This is a genomic window from Ralstonia sp. Ralssp135 (assembly GCF_047304345.1).
Lineage (GTDB): Bacteria > Pseudomonadota > Gammaproteobacteria > Burkholderiales > Burkholderiaceae > Ralstonia > Ralstonia chuxiongensis.
On record NZ_JBGLYZ010000003.1, the window covers coordinates 94,084 to 109,906 of the forward strand.

The 15,823-nt window shown below is 62.9% G+C and carries 16 protein-coding genes and 1 tRNA gene; 8 read left to right on the plus strand and 9 right to left on the minus strand.

All coding sequences use genetic code 11. The annotated features are described in order from the left end of the window. Positions 1-61: 61 nt before the first annotated feature. Entirely contained in the window at positions 62-706 is a 645-nt protein-coding gene (orn, locus tag ACCD03_RS04030) for an oligoribonuclease (RefSeq protein ID WP_394373621.1), read from the plus strand. Between the two features lie 3 nt (positions 707-709). Here the strand turns inward: orn and mog are convergent, their stop codons facing one another. Further along, a complete protein-coding gene (mog, locus tag ACCD03_RS04035; RefSeq protein ID WP_325654061.1) occupies positions 710-1,357 on the minus strand; it encodes a molybdopterin adenylyltransferase in 648 nt (215 codons plus the stop codon). Continuing rightward, positions 1,354-1,971 (minus strand): ribosome biogenesis factor YjgA, encoded by a 618-nt coding sequence (gene yjgA / locus ACCD03_RS04040; RefSeq protein WP_301288126.1) that lies wholly within the window; start codon positions 1,969-1,971, stop codon positions 1,354-1,356. The genes mog and yjgA overlap by 4 nt, the downstream gene beginning before the upstream one ends. A 93-nt stretch (positions 1,972-2,064) precedes the next feature. On the opposite strand from yjgA, the gene pmbA reads away from it, so the two are divergent. Beyond that, positions 2,065-3,438, plus strand: a complete 1,374-nt coding sequence (pmbA, locus tag ACCD03_RS04045; protein WP_045204476.1) for a metalloprotease PmbA — start codon at positions 2,065-2,067, stop codon at positions 3,436-3,438. Positions 3,439-3,502: 64 nt separating this feature from the next. On the opposite strand, the gene ACCD03_RS04050 is transcribed toward pmbA, so the two are convergent. Together ACCD03_RS04050 and ACCD03_RS04055 are read right to left on the minus strand one after the other, a co-directional pair. Continuing rightward, the gene (locus ACCD03_RS04050; protein ID WP_045204475.1) at positions 3,503-4,006 is read right to left on the minus strand and encodes a dihydrofolate reductase; all 504 of its coding nucleotides are present in this window, start codon (positions 4,004-4,006) and stop codon (positions 3,503-3,505) included. A 4-nt stretch (positions 4,007-4,010) separates the two neighbouring features. Then, positions 4,011-4,805, minus strand: a complete 795-nt coding sequence (locus ACCD03_RS04055) for a thymidylate synthase (RefSeq protein ID WP_045204474.1) — start codon at positions 4,803-4,805, stop codon at positions 4,011-4,013. A gap of 214 nt (positions 4,806-5,019) precedes the next feature. Here ACCD03_RS04055 and ACCD03_RS04060 point away from each other — a divergent pair, with 214 nt between their 5' ends. Further along, complete coding sequence (locus tag ACCD03_RS04060) at positions 5,020-6,021, plus strand: threonine dehydratase (RefSeq protein WP_253536683.1); 1,002 nt, start codon at positions 5,020-5,022, stop codon at positions 6,019-6,021. On the opposite strand, the gene ACCD03_RS04065 is transcribed toward ACCD03_RS04060, so the two are convergent. Beyond that, complete coding sequence (locus ACCD03_RS04065) at positions 6,018-6,710, minus strand: TerC family protein (RefSeq protein WP_325654068.1); 693 nt, start codon at positions 6,708-6,710, stop codon at positions 6,018-6,020. The two genes, ACCD03_RS04060 and ACCD03_RS04065, sit on opposite strands and share 4 nt — an antisense overlap. Positions 6,711-7,226: 516 nt before the next feature. Here ACCD03_RS04065 and egtD point away from each other — a divergent pair. Next, entirely contained in the window at positions 7,227-8,273 is a 1,047-nt protein-coding gene (egtD, locus tag ACCD03_RS04070) for an L-histidine N(alpha)-methyltransferase (RefSeq protein WP_413410931.1), read from the plus strand. Positions 8,274-8,340: 67 nt separating this feature from the next. Next, positions 8,341-9,639 carry an SUMF1/EgtB/PvdO family nonheme iron enzyme gene (locus ACCD03_RS04075; RefSeq protein WP_413410933.1) on the plus strand — a complete coding sequence of 433 codons (1,299 nt, stop codon included), beginning with the start codon at positions 8,341-8,343 and terminating at the stop codon, positions 9,637-9,639. Between the two features lie 143 nt (positions 9,640-9,782). Here ACCD03_RS04075 and ACCD03_RS04080 read toward each other — a convergent pair whose 3' ends face one another. Further along, positions 9,783-11,651 carry a DEAD/DEAH box helicase gene (locus tag ACCD03_RS04080; RefSeq protein ID WP_413410934.1) on the minus strand — a complete coding sequence of 623 codons (1,869 nt, stop codon included), beginning with the start codon at positions 11,649-11,651 and terminating at the stop codon, positions 9,783-9,785. A gap of 499 nt (positions 11,652-12,150) precedes the next feature. Here ACCD03_RS04080 and ACCD03_RS04085 point away from each other — a divergent pair, with 499 nt between their 5' ends. After that, on the plus strand, positions 12,151-12,339 hold the full coding sequence (locus tag ACCD03_RS04085; protein WP_012435166.1) for a hypothetical protein: 189 nt from the start codon (positions 12,151-12,153) through the stop codon (positions 12,337-12,339). Positions 12,340-12,451: 112 nt separating this feature from the next. Here ACCD03_RS04085 and ACCD03_RS04090 read toward each other — a convergent pair. Beyond that, positions 12,452-12,526, minus strand: a tRNA-Arg gene (locus tag ACCD03_RS04090). A 311-nt stretch (positions 12,527-12,837) separates the two neighbouring features. On the opposite strand from ACCD03_RS04090, the gene ACCD03_RS04095 reads away from it, so the two are divergent. Both ACCD03_RS04095 and ACCD03_RS04100 read left to right on the plus strand, forming a co-directional pair. Next, a complete protein-coding gene (locus tag ACCD03_RS04095) occupies positions 12,838-13,053 on the plus strand; it encodes a hypothetical protein (RefSeq protein ID WP_024976225.1) in 216 nt (71 codons plus the stop codon). Between the two features lie 130 nt (positions 13,054-13,183). Next, entirely contained in the window at positions 13,184-14,158 is a 975-nt protein-coding gene (locus ACCD03_RS04100) for a Kdo hydroxylase family protein (protein WP_413410935.1), read from the plus strand. 60 nt (positions 14,159-14,218) lie between these two features. On the opposite strand, the gene ACCD03_RS04105 is transcribed toward ACCD03_RS04100, so the two are convergent. Together ACCD03_RS04105 and ACCD03_RS04110 are read right to left on the minus strand one after the other, a co-directional pair. After that, positions 14,219-15,130 (minus strand): amino acid ABC transporter substrate-binding protein, encoded by a 912-nt coding sequence (locus ACCD03_RS04105; RefSeq protein ID WP_325654078.1) that lies wholly within the window; start codon positions 15,128-15,130, stop codon positions 14,219-14,221. Positions 15,131-15,594: 464 nt separating this feature from the next. Then, positions 15,595-15,801, minus strand: coding sequence for a hypothetical protein (locus ACCD03_RS04110; RefSeq protein ID WP_045204680.1), 207 nt, complete (start codon positions 15,799-15,801; stop codon positions 15,595-15,597). Between the last annotated feature and the right edge of the window lie 22 nt (positions 15,802-15,823).

Sequence of the window (15,823 nt, forward strand, 5' to 3'; positions counted from 1 at the left end):
TCAGATATGCGAAAATTATAGCCTTCAGTCATTTTCTCAAGGCCCTTGAGTGAGCACCCCAGTGAGTACCCCTGTTTCGTCCGTTGCATCCTCCTCGCCCGCCAACCGCGTTGCCGCCAAGAGCGATAACAACCTCGTTTGGCTCGACATGGAGATGACCGGCCTGAGCCCCGAAAACGACCGCATCATCGAAGTGGCCGTGGTGGTGACGGATTCGGAGTTGAACATCCTCGCTGAAGGCCCCGTGTTGGTGATTCATCAGTCCGACGAGCTGCTCGACGGCATGGACGCCTGGAACAAGGGAACGCACGGCCGTTCGGGGCTGATTGACAAGGTCAAGGCGTCGACCACGACCGAAGCGGAAGCGGAAGCCGAACTGCTGGCGTTCCTCAAGAAGTGGGTACCGAAGAGCAAGTCGCCGATGTGCGGCAACTCTATTTGCCAGGACCGCCGTTTCATGGCGCGCTACATGCCCAAGCTCGAGGAGTACTTCCACTACCGCAACCTGGACGTCTCCACGCTCAAGGAACTCTGCAAGCGCTGGCAGCCGGCCATTGCCAAGGGCTTTACGAAGCACCAGCGGCACACGGCGTTCGCAGACATCATCGAGTCGATCGAAGAGCTGCGCTATTACCGCGAGCACTTCATCCGCGACGTGCCGCAAACGCCGGACGCTGAAGCGCTGGCGTCTTCGGTGGCCCCGTAAGCGTTAAACCTGCAGGGGTTTTGCGCGCACAGCGTGCTTGGGCCGCCAGGCCTTCACCACGCTGTCGTGCGTCTCGACATACGGGCCGCCGATCAGGTCGATGCAGTACGGCACGGCCGCAAAGATGCCCGGCACCGTGGCGCGGCCTTCCACATCCTTCAAGCCTTCCAGCGTTTCCTTGATGGCGCGCGGCTGACCGGGCAGGTTGATGATCAGCGTGGCGCGCGACGGCGTTTCGCGGATCACCGCCACCTGACGCGACAGAATCGCCGTCGGAACGAAATGCAGGCTGATCTGGCGCATCTGCTCGCCGAAACCTGGCATTTCCTTGGTGGCGACGGCCAGCGTGGCTTCGGGCGTCACATCGCGACGCGTCGGTCCGGTGCCGCCCGTGGTGAGCACCAAATCGCAGCCAGCATGGTCGACGAGGTCGATCAGTGTTTCGGCAATCGCCGCTTGATCATCCGGAATCAGCCGCTCCACCCCTTGCCATGGCGATGAGAGCGCGGTGCCAAACCAGTCCCGCAGCGCGGGAATCCCTTCATCCTGATACGTGCCGGCCGAGGCGCGGTCCGAAATCGACACGAAGCCAACGATCAGTTCGTCGGCGTGATGACGGGTGATCGGCGCGGAGGGGGCGGGGGCTGTCATGCTTCGTCGTCTTCGGCTTCGGGTTGATCGGCGTCGTCTTCGTCGCGGTCGTTGGCCGACAGGGCCTGCTTGACCATTTGGAACAGCTCGCGCGACGACTTGGGCGGCTTGGCCAACTGTGCTTCCTTGCGTGCATTGCGCACCAGCGTACGCAGCGCCTGCACGTCGGAATCCGGGTGCGCTGCAATGAACTCGGTAACGGAGTCGTCGCTAGCGATCAGGCGGTCGCGCCAACGCTCGATGGCATGCAGGCGTGCGGTTTCCGCTTTCGAGGCGCCAACGAAGGTGGCCAGGACGCGGCGAATGGCCTCCACTTCCTCGTCGGTTAAGGCGCGCATCAGCTTGCCGATGTACTGCATCTGGCGGCGCTTGCCTTCATGGGCGGTGGTGCGTTTGGCTTCGCGCAGGGCGTCGAGCAGCTTTTCGGGCAGCGGCACCTTGGCGAGTTTGTCCTTGGGCAGTGCTTCCAGGGCAGTGCCCAGGTCTTGCAAGGCATTCACCTCGCGCTTGCGCTGCGATTTGCTCTTGGGCGTATCCGGATCGTCCTCGTCACCGATGTCGGTGCGCACGACGGGTTGGAGATACGTGGGGTTGTGTCGGGATGCTCGGCTCATGGCGCGCATTGTATCTTGCTATGATGGGCGCTTTCGCCAGTTCTTGCCCGCTTTTGGCAAAATCCCGGCACCCGTTTCTCCCCTCCATTGCCTATGTCTCAAACGCCCGATTCCAAGACCGCCCCTGTGTTTGCCTACCGCCGCGAGCAGCTCGAGGAGATGGCCACCGATGTGCTCCGCATTGCACGCGAACTCGGCGCCTCCGATGCCGCAACGGAAATCTCCGAAGGCCAAGGCCTGTCGGTCACGGTGCGCAAGGGCGAGATCGAGACCATCGAGCAGAACCGCGACAAGATTGTTGGCGTGACGGTCATGCTCGGCAAGAAGCGTGGCAACGCCAGCACGTCAGACTTTTCGCCGGCGGCGCTGCGGTCCACCGTCGAGGCTGCCTACAACATTGCGCGCTTCACCGCCGATGATGATTGCGCCGGTTTGGCAGAAGAAGAACTGCTGGAGAAGCACCCGCAAGACCTGCAGCTCTATCACCCGTGGATGATCGATGCGGAAGCCGCCGTTGAGATCGCACGCGCCGCTGAAGCCGCTGCCTTTGCCGTAAGCCCGAAGATCCGCAATAGCGATGGCTCGAGCATCTCGGCGCAGCATTCGCACTTTGTGTTGGCCACGTCGCGCGGTTTCATGGCGGGCTACCCGTATTCGCGTCACTTCATTTCGGCCGCGCCGATCGCCGGTTCGGGCGCGCATATGCAGCGCGACGATTGGTATTCATCCAAGCGCTCGCCGGACGATCTGGCCGCACCGGAAGCGATCGGCAAGTACGCGGCGGAACGTGCGCTGGCGCGTTTGTCCGCGCGCCGGCTGACAACGCGCAAGTGCCCGGTGTTGTTCGAGGCGCCGTTGGCGGCGGGTTTGCTGGGGGCGTTTGTGCAGGCGGTGTCGGGCGGCGCGTTGTATCGCAAGTCGACGTTCCTGCTCGATACGCTGGGCAAGGAAGTTTTCGCGCCGCATGTGCAGATCACGGAAGACCCGCACGTCCTCAACGGCATGGGTAGCGCGCCTTTCGACGAGGAGGGCGTACGCACGCAGCGCCGCGATGTGGTGAAGAACGGCGTGGTGGAGGGCTACTTTCTGTCGACGTATTCCGCGCGCAAGCTCGGCATGCAAACCACGGGCAATGCCGGCGGCTCGCACAACCTGACGTTGTTCTCCGACAAGACCACGCCTGAGGATGACTTTGCCGGCATGCTGCGCCGTATGGGTACGGGCCTGTTGGTCACCGAGCTGATGGGCCAGGGCGTGAACTACGTGACGGGTGATTACTCGCGCGGCGCGTCAGGCTACTGGGTTGAAAACGGCGTGATTCAGTATCCGGTGGAAGAAATCACGATTGCCGGCAACCTGGGTGAGATGTTCCGCCAGATCGTCGCCATCGGTGCCGATGCGCTCGTGCGTGGTACGAAGGAAACTGGCTCGATCTTGATCGAACAGATGACAATTGCCGGCGAATAAATCGTCACTGCCGAAATAAAAAACGCGCTCGAAACTGAGCGCGTTTTTTTATGGCCTGCTGGGATTATTGCTCGTCAGATGGCGGGCGTTCGTACGTAACAAACGCATAGTCGAAATCGTTGGGTGCTGCCGCGTGGTGCGTCTCGCGTGCGACTTCGTGCCAGAGCTTGGGGTCGGGCGCGGGAAAGTGCGCGTCGCCTTCGAAATCGGCGTCGATTTCCGTGACGATCAGGCGGTCTGCGCTCGGGAGGGCATCCGCGTACAGCTGTGCGCCGCCGATCAGAAAGATCTGCTCGGCGCCGACGCACAGGCGCTGCGCATCTTCCATCGAAAATGCGATCTCGCAGCCCGGCAGTTCGAGCTTGGCATTGCGCGTGACGACAATGTTGCGTCGGCCCGGCAGCGGGCGGCCGATTGAATCGTACGTCTTGCGGCCCATCACGATGGGCGCGCCCATCGTGGTGCGCTTGAAGTGCGCGAGATCTTCGGGAAGCCGCCAGGGCAGCGTGTTGTTGCGGCCAATCACGCCGTTACGGGCGCGGGCGACGATGAGCGTCAGGATGGTCATACGGTTACACGGCCACCGGTGCTTTGATCGCAGCGTGGCTCTGATAGCCGACGATCTCAAAGTCTTCGTACTGGTAGTCGAAGATGCTCTCGGGCTTGCGTTTGATGTGCAGTTTCGGCAACGGCAGCGGTTCGCGCGCGAGCTGCGTCTCGACTTGTTCGAAGTGGTTGTTATAGAGGTGGCAATCGCCACCGGTCCAGACGAAATCGCCCACATCGAGGCCAGTCTGCTGCGCAACCATATGCACGAGCAGCGCGTAGCTGGCAATGTTGAACGGCACGCCAAGGAAGATATCGGCGCTGCGCTGGTAGAGCTGGCACGACAGCTTGCCGTCGGCCACATAGAACTGAAAGAACGCGTGGCAGGGCGGCAGCTTCATGCGCGGAATCTCGGCCACGTTCCAGGCGGACACGATCAGCCGACGCGAATCGGGGTTGCGCTTGATCTGCGCGATCAGCTCGGCAATCTGGTCAATGTGTTCGCCATTGGGCGTCGGCCACGAGCGCCACTGGGAGCCGTAGACGGGGCCCAGTTCGCCGTCGGCGTCGGCCCACTCGTCCCAGATCGTCACGCCGTTGTCTTGCAGCCACCGCACGTTGGTCGAGCCTTGGAGGAACCACAGCAGTTCATAGACGATGGACTTGATGTGGACCTTCTTTGTGGTCACCAGCGGAAAGCCGTCTTGCAGGTTGAAGCGCATCTGGTGGCCGAACACGGAGCGCGTGCCGGTGCCGGTGCGGTCGGCTTTGTCGGTGCCATGTTCGTAGACATGGCGCATCAGGTCGAGATAAGGCTTCATGCGAGCGCGGGCGAAGAGGCGGGCGTCTGAAATCGGGTGAGCCGCATTGTAACGTGAGCCGCGCGGCGCCGACTGTACCGGCAGTGTCCGGAAACTGGCCCGGTCGAATGGACGGCACAGCTGGACTGACAAAGCGCAGAACTGTCGATGTTGCCAGATGCGCGGGGCTGGCAAGATGGCGCCATCGCTTCAAACTGTCTGCCGGAGAAACACCATGCTGCCCATTGCTACCTCCGCGTCGCTGGACCGTGCCGCCGAATTGCGCCATCTTCGCGCAGCCGCCAACGTGGTCCATGCGGCGATTGCGCCGACCCCGCAGTACTGCTGGCCGTTGCTCTCGGAAGCGATGGGGGCGGCGGTGTGGGTTAAGCATGAAAACCACACCGAAGTGGGTACGTTCAAGGTGCGGGGCGGGCTGACTTATCTGCATGCCTTGCGCCAACGTGAGCCAAAGGTGCGCGGTGTGATTGCGGCGACGCGCGGTAATCACGGTCAGTCGATTGCGTTGGCGGCGCGCGGGAACGGTATGGCCGTCACCATCGTCGTGCCGTACGGCAATAGCGTAGAGAAGAATGCCGCCATGCGCGCGCTCGGCGCAGAGCTCATTGAAGCGGGCGACGATTTCCAGGCAAGCCGCGAGTTCGCCGATCAATTGGCCGGTGAACGTGGCTTGCACTTTGTGCCCTCGTATCACGACGATCTGGTGGTCGGGGTGGCGAGCTACTGGCTGGAGTTTCTTGAGGCCACGCCGTTGGATGTGGTCTACGTGCCGATCGGCATGGGTTCCGGGATTTGCGCGGCAGTGCGGGCCCGCGACGCGTTGGGGCTTTCGACGCGCATCGTTGGCGTCGTGTCAGCACATGCCCGATGCTACGAGCAGTCGTTCACCAGCGGTACCGTGGTGTCGGCGCCGGTGTCCACGCTGCTGGCCGACGGGCTTGCATGCCGCACACCGGATGCGAACGCGCTGGAGGTGATCCGCGCCGGTGTCGACGAGATCATTGCGGTGACGGATGACGAAGTGGCGGAGGCCATTCGCCTGTACTTTTCCACCACGCACAACATCGCTGAAGGCGCCGCCGCCGCGGCCCTTGCGGGGGCATGGCAGCAGCGGGAGCGGATTGCGGGCCTGCGCGTCGGTCTGCCGCTGACCGGCGGCAACATTGATCGCGCCAAGCTGGCACGCGTGCTTGCCGGTCAGCCGATCCTGGCTTAGGCGGGTTGTTGGCGGCGACGTTGGACCAACCAACCGCCGCCCAGTACGACCACGAACACCACCACATACACTGCCCACTTAAGCAGCGGCTGTGCAGCAAAGAACGCCTTGAGAACCGGTTCGGCCACGATCATGTGCGCGGCCGTATAAGCCAGCACAGCAGCGCCGCCGTAGATGATGACCGGAAAGCGTTCGATCAGGCGCAGTACCACGCCGCTACCCCACACCACGACCGGCACGCTGATCAGCAGGCCCAATACCACCAGCAGGAAGCTGCCGTGCGATGCGCCAGCAATGGCGAGCACGTTGTCGATGCCCATCACTGCATCGGCGATGATGATGGTCTTCATGGCGCCTATCAGCGTGGTGCTGCCTGTGCCGTGCTCATCGCCGCCTTGGCCGTCGTCAGCCAGAAGCTTCCACGCGATCCACACCAGCGCCAGACCGCCCACCAGCATCAGGCCCGGAATCTTCAGCAGCCATACCACCGCCAGCGTCATTAGCGCACGCACAATGATGGCGCCCGCGGCGCCCCACATGATGGCCTTCTTCTGCAACTCGGGCGGCAGGTTGCGCGCTGCCAGCGCGATTAGGATGGCGTTATCGCCCGCAAGCACGAGGTCGATCACGATGATCGACGCCAGCGCGGCGGCAAACTGCATGGTGAAGATGTCAGACAACCATTCCATGGTGGCTCCAAGTCAAACAACAATAAAAATCGATTGACCGAACTGCATGGAGTGCTGGGGCGAGACGCTTTGCAGACCATGAAATCCGGTTGCAAAGGTCTTGCTCGACACGAACAGGTTGGGAACCTGCTGGTGCCGGCACGACCGGAAGCGTGGGCTTCGTCATGACGATCGTGCCTGGGGCTGAAGAACCCCCGAGCTACTCCCCTTTGAGGAAGCCCGCATTATATCGCAGCGAGCGGATTGTGCGCTGCAAAAACGCAACGTCGGCCTAGCAGCACGGTGTGCGTGATTTTTTCAGCGGTGCGGGTGATTTTTACGATTAGCGCGATGCCGCGTTGTGACAGCCTCCGGCGAAAGAACGGTGGCGCTGTCACAAAGCGGCGTCTACGCTGCAATTTCATCCGCGCGCCACAGGCGTGCGGTGATTGCATAGGCGCGATGGCACATTTCTCGCTGTCAATGGCCCTCATGACCATGCAGCACCGTGCCGTTCCACCCACAACGGGAGACACCATGCAGGCCACCAAGCCGTCCGCCGATACCTATGCCCGCCGCGCGCTGGCTCGTCTGATCCAGCCCCAGCCCACGGTCGACGCCATTGGCGCGGGCCTGACTTTCTACCAGCTCTTTACGGAAGATGATGCTGCGCTGCGTGCCGAAGCGGAGGCTGGCCTGCTTTCACCCGCGGCCAATATCAGCCCGAAGTTCTTCTACGATGCCCTCGGCTCGCGTCTGTTCGAAGCGATTACCGACTTGCCCGAGTACTACCCGACGCGCACCGAAGCCGCCATCTTCAGCCTGCACGGGGCCGAGATCGCGATGCGCGTAGGTCGCGGCGCCACGTTGATCGACCTGGGCGCCGGCAATTGCGAGAAGGCCGCACGCCTGTTCCGCACGCTCGCGCCGTCGCGTTATGTGGCGATCGACATCTCGGCGGATTTTCTACGCGATACGCTGCGTGGACTCGCGCGTCAGCATCCCCAATTGCCGATGGTCGGCATCGGCGCCGATCTATGTGCACCGCTGGTGTTGCCCGATGCCGTGGGCGATGGGCGCCGCGTGTGGTTCTATCCCGGTTCGAGCCTGGGCAACTTCACGCCGGAAGAGGCGGGCGCATTTCTCTCGCGCCTGCGCGAAGCTTCGGCCTCCGGCGACAGCGTGCTGATCGGTATCGACCTCATCAAAGACGCCCAACGCCTCGAGGCCGCTTACGACGATCCGCTCGGCGTGACGGCAGCGTTCAACCTGAACGTGCTGCGCAACCTGAATCGCCTCCTGGGCGCAGATTTCGACGTGCGGGATTGGCGCCATGTCGCGCTGTACCGCCCCGAGGCGCACCGCGTTGAGATGCACCTGGAAGCACTACGCGATGTAACGGTGCAATGGGGCAAGCGCGCGCGTACCTTCGCCGCCGGCGAACGCGTGCACACCGAGAACTCCGTCAAGTACGATCTGCCGAGTCTGCAAGCGATGTTTGCCGATGCCGGTTTCGAAGACCTGCATGCCTGGACTGATGTCGGTGGCGACTTTGCTGTCTGCCACGCGAGCGTAGGCAGGTAGGCGAGGCGGCAGAACGCCAGGCAAGCCGGTGCGATAATGGACCGATTCCCGCCCGAGGTTTGCCGCGATGGCTGAATTCTTCATGCTCCCCGATCCGACCTTCATCGGATCGCTTCCCGACTGGACCGACGGCCGCCGCCTGCCTCGCCAGGGCATCGCGCATAGCCTGGTCGATGCGCGCAATCGCACGCTGGCGTTGTTGTCGGCGTTTGGCGATACGCAGCGCGGCTGGCAGATTGAACGCGTGGAACATCATGCCCCGCCGCTCTGGACCCTGGGCCAGTTGGCCTGGTTTGCCGAGTTCTGGTGTCTGCGCGAGCCGCGTCGCAATGGCAGCGACACCATCGAAGACGGAGCCGGCACGGAGTGGGACCTTGCACTTTGGCAGGCTACGCTGCCCGCCGCGCTTGACGGTGCCGACACGTTCTTCGACATGGATCGCATGCCGCCAGAGGCGTGCTGGGACCTGACGCTGCCCGGCATTGCCGCGATCAAGCAGTACGCGCATGACGTGCTCGACCGCGTGCTGCGTAAGCTGGCCACGCTCGGCACCGATGACGATGCGTCGCTGGAGCCGTTCCGCTGGGCGGTGTTCCACGAAGACCTGCGCGCCGAACATCTGCACGGTCTGCTGCAGGTACTGGGCCTGCAACCCGCTGGACAGCCACCGCTGGCCGCCGTGGCCGTGCCGGCTGCCCAGACATTGGCGTTGTCCGGCGGCCGTTTCCAGACGGGCTGGCCCGATGCCGATGGCTTCTTCTTCGACAACGAGTGTCCGCCGTACCGCACGTATGTGCCCGCGTTCGAGATCGATGCGCAGCCGGTCACGAATGGCCAATACCTGGAGTTCATCGAAGACCGTGGCTACGACCATCCGCAGTGGTGGTCGCCGGCCGGCATGGAGTGGCTGATGATGCAGGAGCGTTCGGCGCCGCTGGGTTGGCAGCGCGATCCCGCCACGCGTACCTGGCAGGCACTGCGCTACGGTCAAGCGCGTACGATCAACCGGGATGAAGCCGTGCGCCATGTAAGCCTGTACGAAGCCCAGGCGTGGTGTCGCTGGGCCGGCCGTCGCTTACCGACCGAAGACGAATGGGAGATGGCCGCGGTGCAGGGCAGGGCCGGCTTTCATTGGGGGCAGGTGTGGGAGTGGACGTCGTCGCCGTTCGAGCCGTATCCGGATTTTGTGCCGGGCATGCCGCGAGGCCGTGTGGCGAGCCTCTCGGCGCCGCACTTCATGACGATGCAGGCGGTGCGGGGCGCCGCGGCACATACGCCGCAACGCACCCGTCACCCGCGTTTCCGGGGCTTCCTGTTGCCGGAGCGCGATGACATCTTTGTCGGTTTCCGAACCTGTGCGCTGTGAAGGAAGCCTTTGTGGGCAGGACCGGCAAGTCGAGCCGCGATTGACCGGCGTTGCCCAAGAAGCAAAAAACCCCACGCTGTTAAACGTGGGGTTTTTTGTTGGCTGTCTGCTAGGGCCATCCGGAAAAGATGACCCCTCATCGATCAACGATCGAAGTCGCGCGAACGGCCCTTGCTGCCGTAGCTGTCGCGGTTGCCATAGCTGCGACGCTGCGCGCCGTTGCCACCGTCGCCGAAGCGGCTGGCGCCGTTGTTGTCGCCGAAGCGACGCGGGGCGCCTTCACGGTTGCCATCGCGATTGCCATAGCCGCCACCGTTGCTGGTGCCCGCGCTGTTGCCGTAGCTACGGTTGCCGTCTTGCGTGCCTTGCGTGCGCGCGGGGCGTTGTTGCCAGTCGCCACGGTTTTGCTGGCCTTGGCCATACGACGGACGCGGGGCGCGGTCGTCGCGGTTCCATTCGCGTTGGGCGCCTTGGTAGCCGCCGCTGTTGCTGTTGCTGTTTCCGTTGCGATCATCGCGGCGCGGAGCAAAGCCGTCACGGTCGCCGCCGAAGCTGCGTTGGAAGCGGCCTTCGTTGTTGCCGCTATTGCCACCGTTGCCGCCTTGGCGTGCGCCGTAGCCTTCACGCTGGCCGCGATAACCGCCGCCATTACCACCGTTTCCGCGGTAGCCGCCACGGTCGCCGCCGGCGCGCGGGCCACCAGTGCGGGGCTTGGCCGAGCGCTTCGGCTCCAGGCCCTCAACAACCGATGCGTCGATGCGTCGATCAACGAAGCGCTCGATACGGCGCCATTGGAACGTGTCGTTGTGGTTCACCAGGTTAATGGCGATCCCGCTGCGGCCGGCACGGCCCGTACGGCCGATGCGGTGCACGTAGTCTTCAGCTTGCTTGGGCAGGTCGAAGTTGACCACGTGCGTGATGTCCGGCACGTCAATGCCGCGAGCTGCCACGTCGGTGGCCACCAGCACGCGCAACTGACCGCGGCGCAGTGCCGTCAGCGTACGGTTACGCGCGCCCTGGTGCATGTCGCCATGCAAGGCGCCGGCCGAGAAACCGTGCTCGGTCAGGCGCTCGGCTAGCGAGTCAGCATCACGTTTGGTCGCCGTGAAGACGATGGCTTGCTTGAGCGACGCGTCGCGCAGCAGGTGATCCAGCAGCTGCTGCTTGTGCGACATGTCGTCGGTGAAGTGCAGGCGCTCTTCGATGTTGCTTTGGTCGATCTTCGTGGCGGCGATTTCGATACGCTGCGGCTCGCGCATCATGCGCTCGGCCAGTTGCTCGATGCGGCGGTCCATGGTGGCCGAGAACATCAGCATCTGGCGCGTGGCCGGCGTGGCACCGACGATGGCTTCGATGTCATCCGAGAAGCCCATGTCCAGCATGCGGTCGGCTTCGTCAAAGACGAGCATGTCGAGCGCCGACAGATCGATGCGGCCCGAGTCGATGTGGTCTAGCAGGCGGCCAGGCGTGGCGATGATGATGTCCGGCATGCGTGCCAGCATGTCCAGCTGCTTCGGGTAGGGCATGCCGCCCAGGATGCTCGCGCAGACGATGCGGCGCAGATGGCGACCGTATTGTGCGGTGGCGGTAGTCACTTGCAGGGCCAGTTCGCGCGTGGGCGTGAGCACCAGCAGCGACGGCTTGGCCGGTGCCGGGCGTGGGCGGCGGCCCTTCATGCGTTGCGGCGGGCCGTCCATGCGCGGACGCTGCGGCTCAGGCTGCTCGCTGATGCGCTGGATGGCCGGCAGGATGAATGCGGCGGTCTTGCCCGAGCCGGTTTGGCTCGTGACCAGCAGGTCGCGGCCCGACAGGCAGGCCGGAATGGCTTGCGCTTGAACCGGCGTCGGGGTGATGTAGTTCACTTCGCCCAGCGCGCGGACGATGCGTTCGTCCAAGCCCAGTGCAGCAAAGGCGCTAGCACGGGTCGCGGCTTCGGCGATGAGGTTTTCGGTATTGGTGTTGCTGGTTTCAGCGTGCGCAATAGCGCCGCTGCCGTCTTGAGGCTGCGTCATGTCGAATAGGTAGTAAGGCTGCCGCGCCGCTACATCAACGGATGCAGACGACGGAAATGGGATACGGCGACCGGTTAATCACGGGCGTCGGCGCCAATCGGATAAGGCCGGTTCGACAGACGGGCTGCAGAACGGACAGGCGGGGGAATGGGCCGGCCTCAAGCTGAACAGGTCAGCGAGGTGGGGCGGCGGTCCCTTCGGCGTGATGTGAATCCACGCGGGAGATCGGAGACGATGCCAAGCACAATGGCAATCGGCTGCGCATGCATGCAACGGGCGGGGATTTGGACGATGCTCGCCGGTTTGAAACCGGCACATCGGCCAACCGCGGACCGAAAAATACGGCAGTAAGCAGCCAAGTCGCGGACTATAGCACGAATTTTTGCAGTGCGCAAAAATGCTGGTGACATTGATGTATGTGCAGGCATCGACGCTTGCCGGATCGAGCGCGCGGCCTATACTTCAAAGACCGGCCATGCTCACAGCCGGCAAGGGGCGGATGATGGAATTCCCGATGGCCTTCTCCAACCTGTACCTGTTGCTCGCCGTTTGCGTTGCGGGCGTGATCGGACTGGCGTCTGCGCCGCTGGTGATCCGAGGTGCGCGAGTAGGGATCCGCGTGCTGCTGACGATCATTGGGGTGCTGATCGGGCTGCTCGTGCTCGAAGCGCTACCGGTGTTGACCTAGATGGCCCGGGGCCATCCGCAGCCATAGGCCCGCCCACATGTGGCGGGCCTCGTTGTTTTGTGCGGGCAAGAAAACAAAAGCCAGGCGTGCTGCCTGGCTTTGTCATATCTGCTGGTCCCGCCGACAGGAATCGAACCTGTATCTCACGCTTAGGAGGCGCGTGCACTATCCATTGTGCTACGGCGAGTGACCGACTCCCGGGTGACGCCAACGGCCGCCCGAGCGAGCCGCGATTCTACGCAATTTGCAGAGCCAAGACCAGAGAACCGCGGGAGCGCCGGGCTGCGTCGGCAGCTGTTACCGATGCCATATGAAATGATGATGACGCCATGAGTTTTGTAGGTTGCGGCCCACAGTCCAGGCGTACTTGTGATGAGGCAAACGCTAAAGCGAACGAACGATCGGTCAAAGAATCAGATTTAAGTATTACGAACTTTCCACGGTTGTTCACGGAAGTTATGCTTCATCACCCCTTTCAGAAACCCCTAGGCGACCAACATGCTGACATCCGAAGAACGGGACGATCCGTGGACGGTGGAGCCGTCGCTGGAAAGCCTGCTTCCCAAGCATCGGCCCGGGACGATTGATCGACCGATCTATTTCCGTCACACCGATACCCCCGACGGCCACGTCATCAAGCAATTTCCTGACGGCTCACGCCAGCTCGTGCGCTTTGTCGGCCTGGAAGAGCAGGTCGTCAAGCACTTTCTCTGAAATCCGCTTTCGCGCCGGCAAGCACTTCGGCACATGTCGTCAGACATGTTGTGTTGTGTTTCCTGACGATGCGCTGAGGCGGTGAGCGCTCTATCATTCGCAAATATTTACGTAAGCGATTGATAAGTTCATGGGAAGTATGCAAGGGTTTGCGCCCGCCACGCCGCCGACGCACAACCACTATTCGGGACAGCGAGCCGTCGCTGCGCCGCCTGCCATCGACATGGTGGTGCCGTGGCCGGTGCGTGAATGGTCACCCGTGGTGACGTCTGATGAGGCGGCTGCCATGCGGTCTGCGCTGGAGCGCGGCAATGTGCTGCATTTTCCAGGGCTCGACTTCCCACTTGATGCCCGGGAGCAGCGCTTTCTCGACGCACGCTGGTCTGACGGCAAGACGAAGAACATCAACCTGCGCGCCAACGAATCCCACGTGCGCGGTGCCGTCGGGCAGTCTGCCGACCTGCGCGATCTCGCTACCCTGATCCGGCGTTACGCCGATGCTGCCGAGCGCCTCGTGCTGGCGCTGTTTCCCGACTACGCCCCGCATTTGAAGCGAGCCGGCACGTCGTTGCGGCCGGCCGAGATTGCCGGGCGGCCGGTCAGTTGGCGCAAGGACGACACGCGTTTGCACGTCGACGCATTCCCGTCGAAGCCGCTGCACGGCCAGCGCCTCTTGCGTGTGTTCCACAATGTCGATCCGGATGCCTCGCGTGTCTGGCGCATCGGCGAACCCTTTGCCGACTTCGCCCAGCGGTTTGTGCCGAAAACGCGTGGGATGCTCCCGGGACAATCGTGGCTGATGCACAAGCTGCATATCACCAAGCGCCCACGCTCCGAATACGACCACCGCATGCTGCAGCTGCACGATCTCGCGAAGGCGGATCTGGCCTATCAGCGTGAAGCACCGCAACAGACGTTCGAATTCGCTCCGGGTGCGACGTGGGTGGTCTTCAGCGATCAGGCGCTGCATGCGGCAATGCGCGGCCGCGCGATGATGGAACAGACTTTCTACCTTGATCCAGCGGCCATTGCCGATCGCACCCATTCGCCCGAAGCTGTCCTGTCGCGCATGCTCAACAAGCCGATGCTGCCCGCCCAGCGCTGACTGCGCAAAGCAAAACGCCGCCTGACTGCACGGCGGCGTTGCGCGATCACACCGTTGCGTTCAATCGGCGACCTTGTCGCTCGGGTACTTGAACGAGTCGCGCAGCAGGAAGCTCATCGGGATATCCAGCTTCGCGTTGTGCGGCGGAATCGGTTGCTGGAACCACTTTTTGTAGAGCTTGTCGGCGTCGTAGTCGAGGATGATGTTGGTCATCGCGCGATCAACAAGGTGCTTGAACTCGGCGTCGTCCTTGCTGAGCATGATCGCGTAGGGCTCGACCGTGAGCATGTCGCCGACGACGGCGTAGTCGCTTGGCGTCTTGGTGTTGGCGCGGAAGCCGAAGAGCAGCACGTCGTCCATCGCAAAGGCGTCAGCTTTGCCGGTTTCGACCATCGCGAAGGATTCAGCGTGGTCCTTGGCTTCGAGAAACTTCATATTCAGCACGCGCACGTCATTCATCTTGCGCAGTTCCGCCACGCTGGTGGTGCCTTTGGTGGTGACGACGGTCTTGCCGCGCAGGTCGTCCCACCTGCGGATGCCAGACGAAGTCTTGACGATCATGCGGATGCCCGCGATGTAATGCGGGATCGTGAATGCCACTTTCTCGCGGCGTTCGCGATTATTGGTGGTCGAGCCGCACTCGAGGTCGGCTTTGCCTTCGATGATGGCCGGCATCCGCGTCGAAGGCGTGACCATCACGTATTGCACTTTCAGGTCAGGCCGCTTCAAGTCCGTGCGCAGCTTGTCGACCACGCGCAGGCACAGGTCGACGGCATAGCCGACGGGCTTTTTATCAGCGTCGTAGAACGAGAAGGGCACGGAGCTTTCGCGATAGGCGACGCGGACGGTGCCGGTATCACGGATGCGGTCGAGCACCGGTGTGGAGGAAGCCAGGGCAGTGCCTGGTACAAAACTGGACAGCGAAGCGAAGAGCAGCGCTGCGGCCGGCAGCGCGCGCGTGAAGAACGGCATGGTTGTATCCCCCGGGGAAAGAATCGGCGGCCCACTTTATCGTTATGCCCGGCTCGTGGCCGGAGGGCCTGCCGCATGATACGGCGCGACGTTGCAACCTGCAGGCCAGTGCTTTTTGGGTGTTGTAAGCAGGCTGCAAGACTCGACCCAGCCCTCTAAAAGCCGACGCGTGGCGATTGCGTTGCAGTGGTGCATTGCGCACATGTGGCGTGCGCGATGCACCGTCTCAGCCGCCCGGGCGGTGCAGTGGACTCCCCGCGGTGCATGCCGGAGCCGTGCATGCGTTGCTGCGGTGCGAAGCCGCACCGTGCCTAGCGTTAGGCGTTTTTCCCTACCGGGTTTGTCCCGACTGCCCGAGACAGACGAGGGGCGCTATGCTCCGGCCATGTCTTGTTCGCAAGGCATCGAGGAGAGACTCTTCCGGCCCGCCGAAAGCGGGCCGTTTTCTTTGGTGCGCTCGTTTTCTAGTTCTGGTTGGGCAGCACATTGCCCGGTTGCGACGACTGCCGCGGCCAGTTCGAGAACGCGAAAATCCACAGCGCCACAAGGTTCACCAGCGGCACCAGCACAAGCAGCGTCCACCAAGGGGAGAAGCCGGTCCGCAGCAAGATCTGCCGCACCGGAATGCCTGCCACGATCAAGATGATCAACAGCCCGAATAGTCCGCGCATCGTCATTCCCCTTCCGTAACGG

Bases quoted from the DNA above. Each gene is read 5' to 3' on its own strand.
- mog (WP_325654061.1), bottom strand. From the start codon at position 1,357: ATGACAGCCCCCGCCCCCTCCGCGCCGATCACCCGTCATCACGCCGAC.
- yjgA (WP_301288126.1), bottom strand. From the start codon at position 1,971: ATGAGCCGAGCATCCCGACACAACCCCACGTATCTCCAACCCGTCGTG.
- pmbA (WP_045204476.1), top strand. From the start codon at position 2,065: ATGTCTCAAACGCCCGATTCCAAGACCGCCCCTGTGTTTGCCTACCGC.
- ACCD03_RS04050 (WP_045204475.1), bottom strand. From the start codon at position 4,006: ATGACCATCCTGACGCTCATCGTCGCCCGCGCCCGTAACGGCGTGATT.
- ACCD03_RS04055 (WP_045204474.1), bottom strand. From the start codon at position 4,805: ATGAAGCCTTATCTCGACCTGATGCGCCATGTCTACGAACATGGCACC.
- ACCD03_RS04060 (WP_253536683.1), top strand. From the start codon at position 5,020: ATGCTGCCCATTGCTACCTCCGCGTCGCTGGACCGTGCCGCCGAATTG.
- ACCD03_RS04065 (WP_325654068.1), bottom strand. From the start codon at position 6,710: ATGGAATGGTTGTCTGACATCTTCACCATGCAGTTTGCCGCCGCGCTG.
- egtD (WP_413410931.1), top strand. From the start codon at position 7,227: ATGCAGGCCACCAAGCCGTCCGCCGATACCTATGCCCGCCGCGCGCTG.
- ACCD03_RS04075 (WP_413410933.1), top strand. From the start codon at position 8,341: ATGGCTGAATTCTTCATGCTCCCCGATCCGACCTTCATCGGATCGCTT.
- ACCD03_RS04080 (WP_413410934.1), bottom strand. From the start codon at position 11,651: ATGACGCAGCCTCAAGACGGCAGCGGCGCTATTGCGCACGCTGAAACC.
- ACCD03_RS04085 (WP_012435166.1), top strand. From the start codon at position 12,151: ATGATGGAATTCCCGATGGCCTTCTCCAACCTGTACCTGTTGCTCGCC.
- ACCD03_RS04095 (WP_024976225.1), top strand. From the start codon at position 12,838: ATGCTGACATCCGAAGAACGGGACGATCCGTGGACGGTGGAGCCGTCG.
- ACCD03_RS04100 (WP_413410935.1), top strand. From the start codon at position 13,184: ATGGGAAGTATGCAAGGGTTTGCGCCCGCCACGCCGCCGACGCACAAC.
- ACCD03_RS04105 (WP_325654078.1), bottom strand. From the start codon at position 15,130: ATGCCGTTCTTCACGCGCGCGCTGCCGGCCGCAGCGCTGCTCTTCGCT.
- ACCD03_RS04110 (WP_045204680.1), bottom strand. From the start codon at position 15,801: ATGCGCGGACTATTCGGGCTGTTGATCATCTTGATCGTGGCAGGCATT.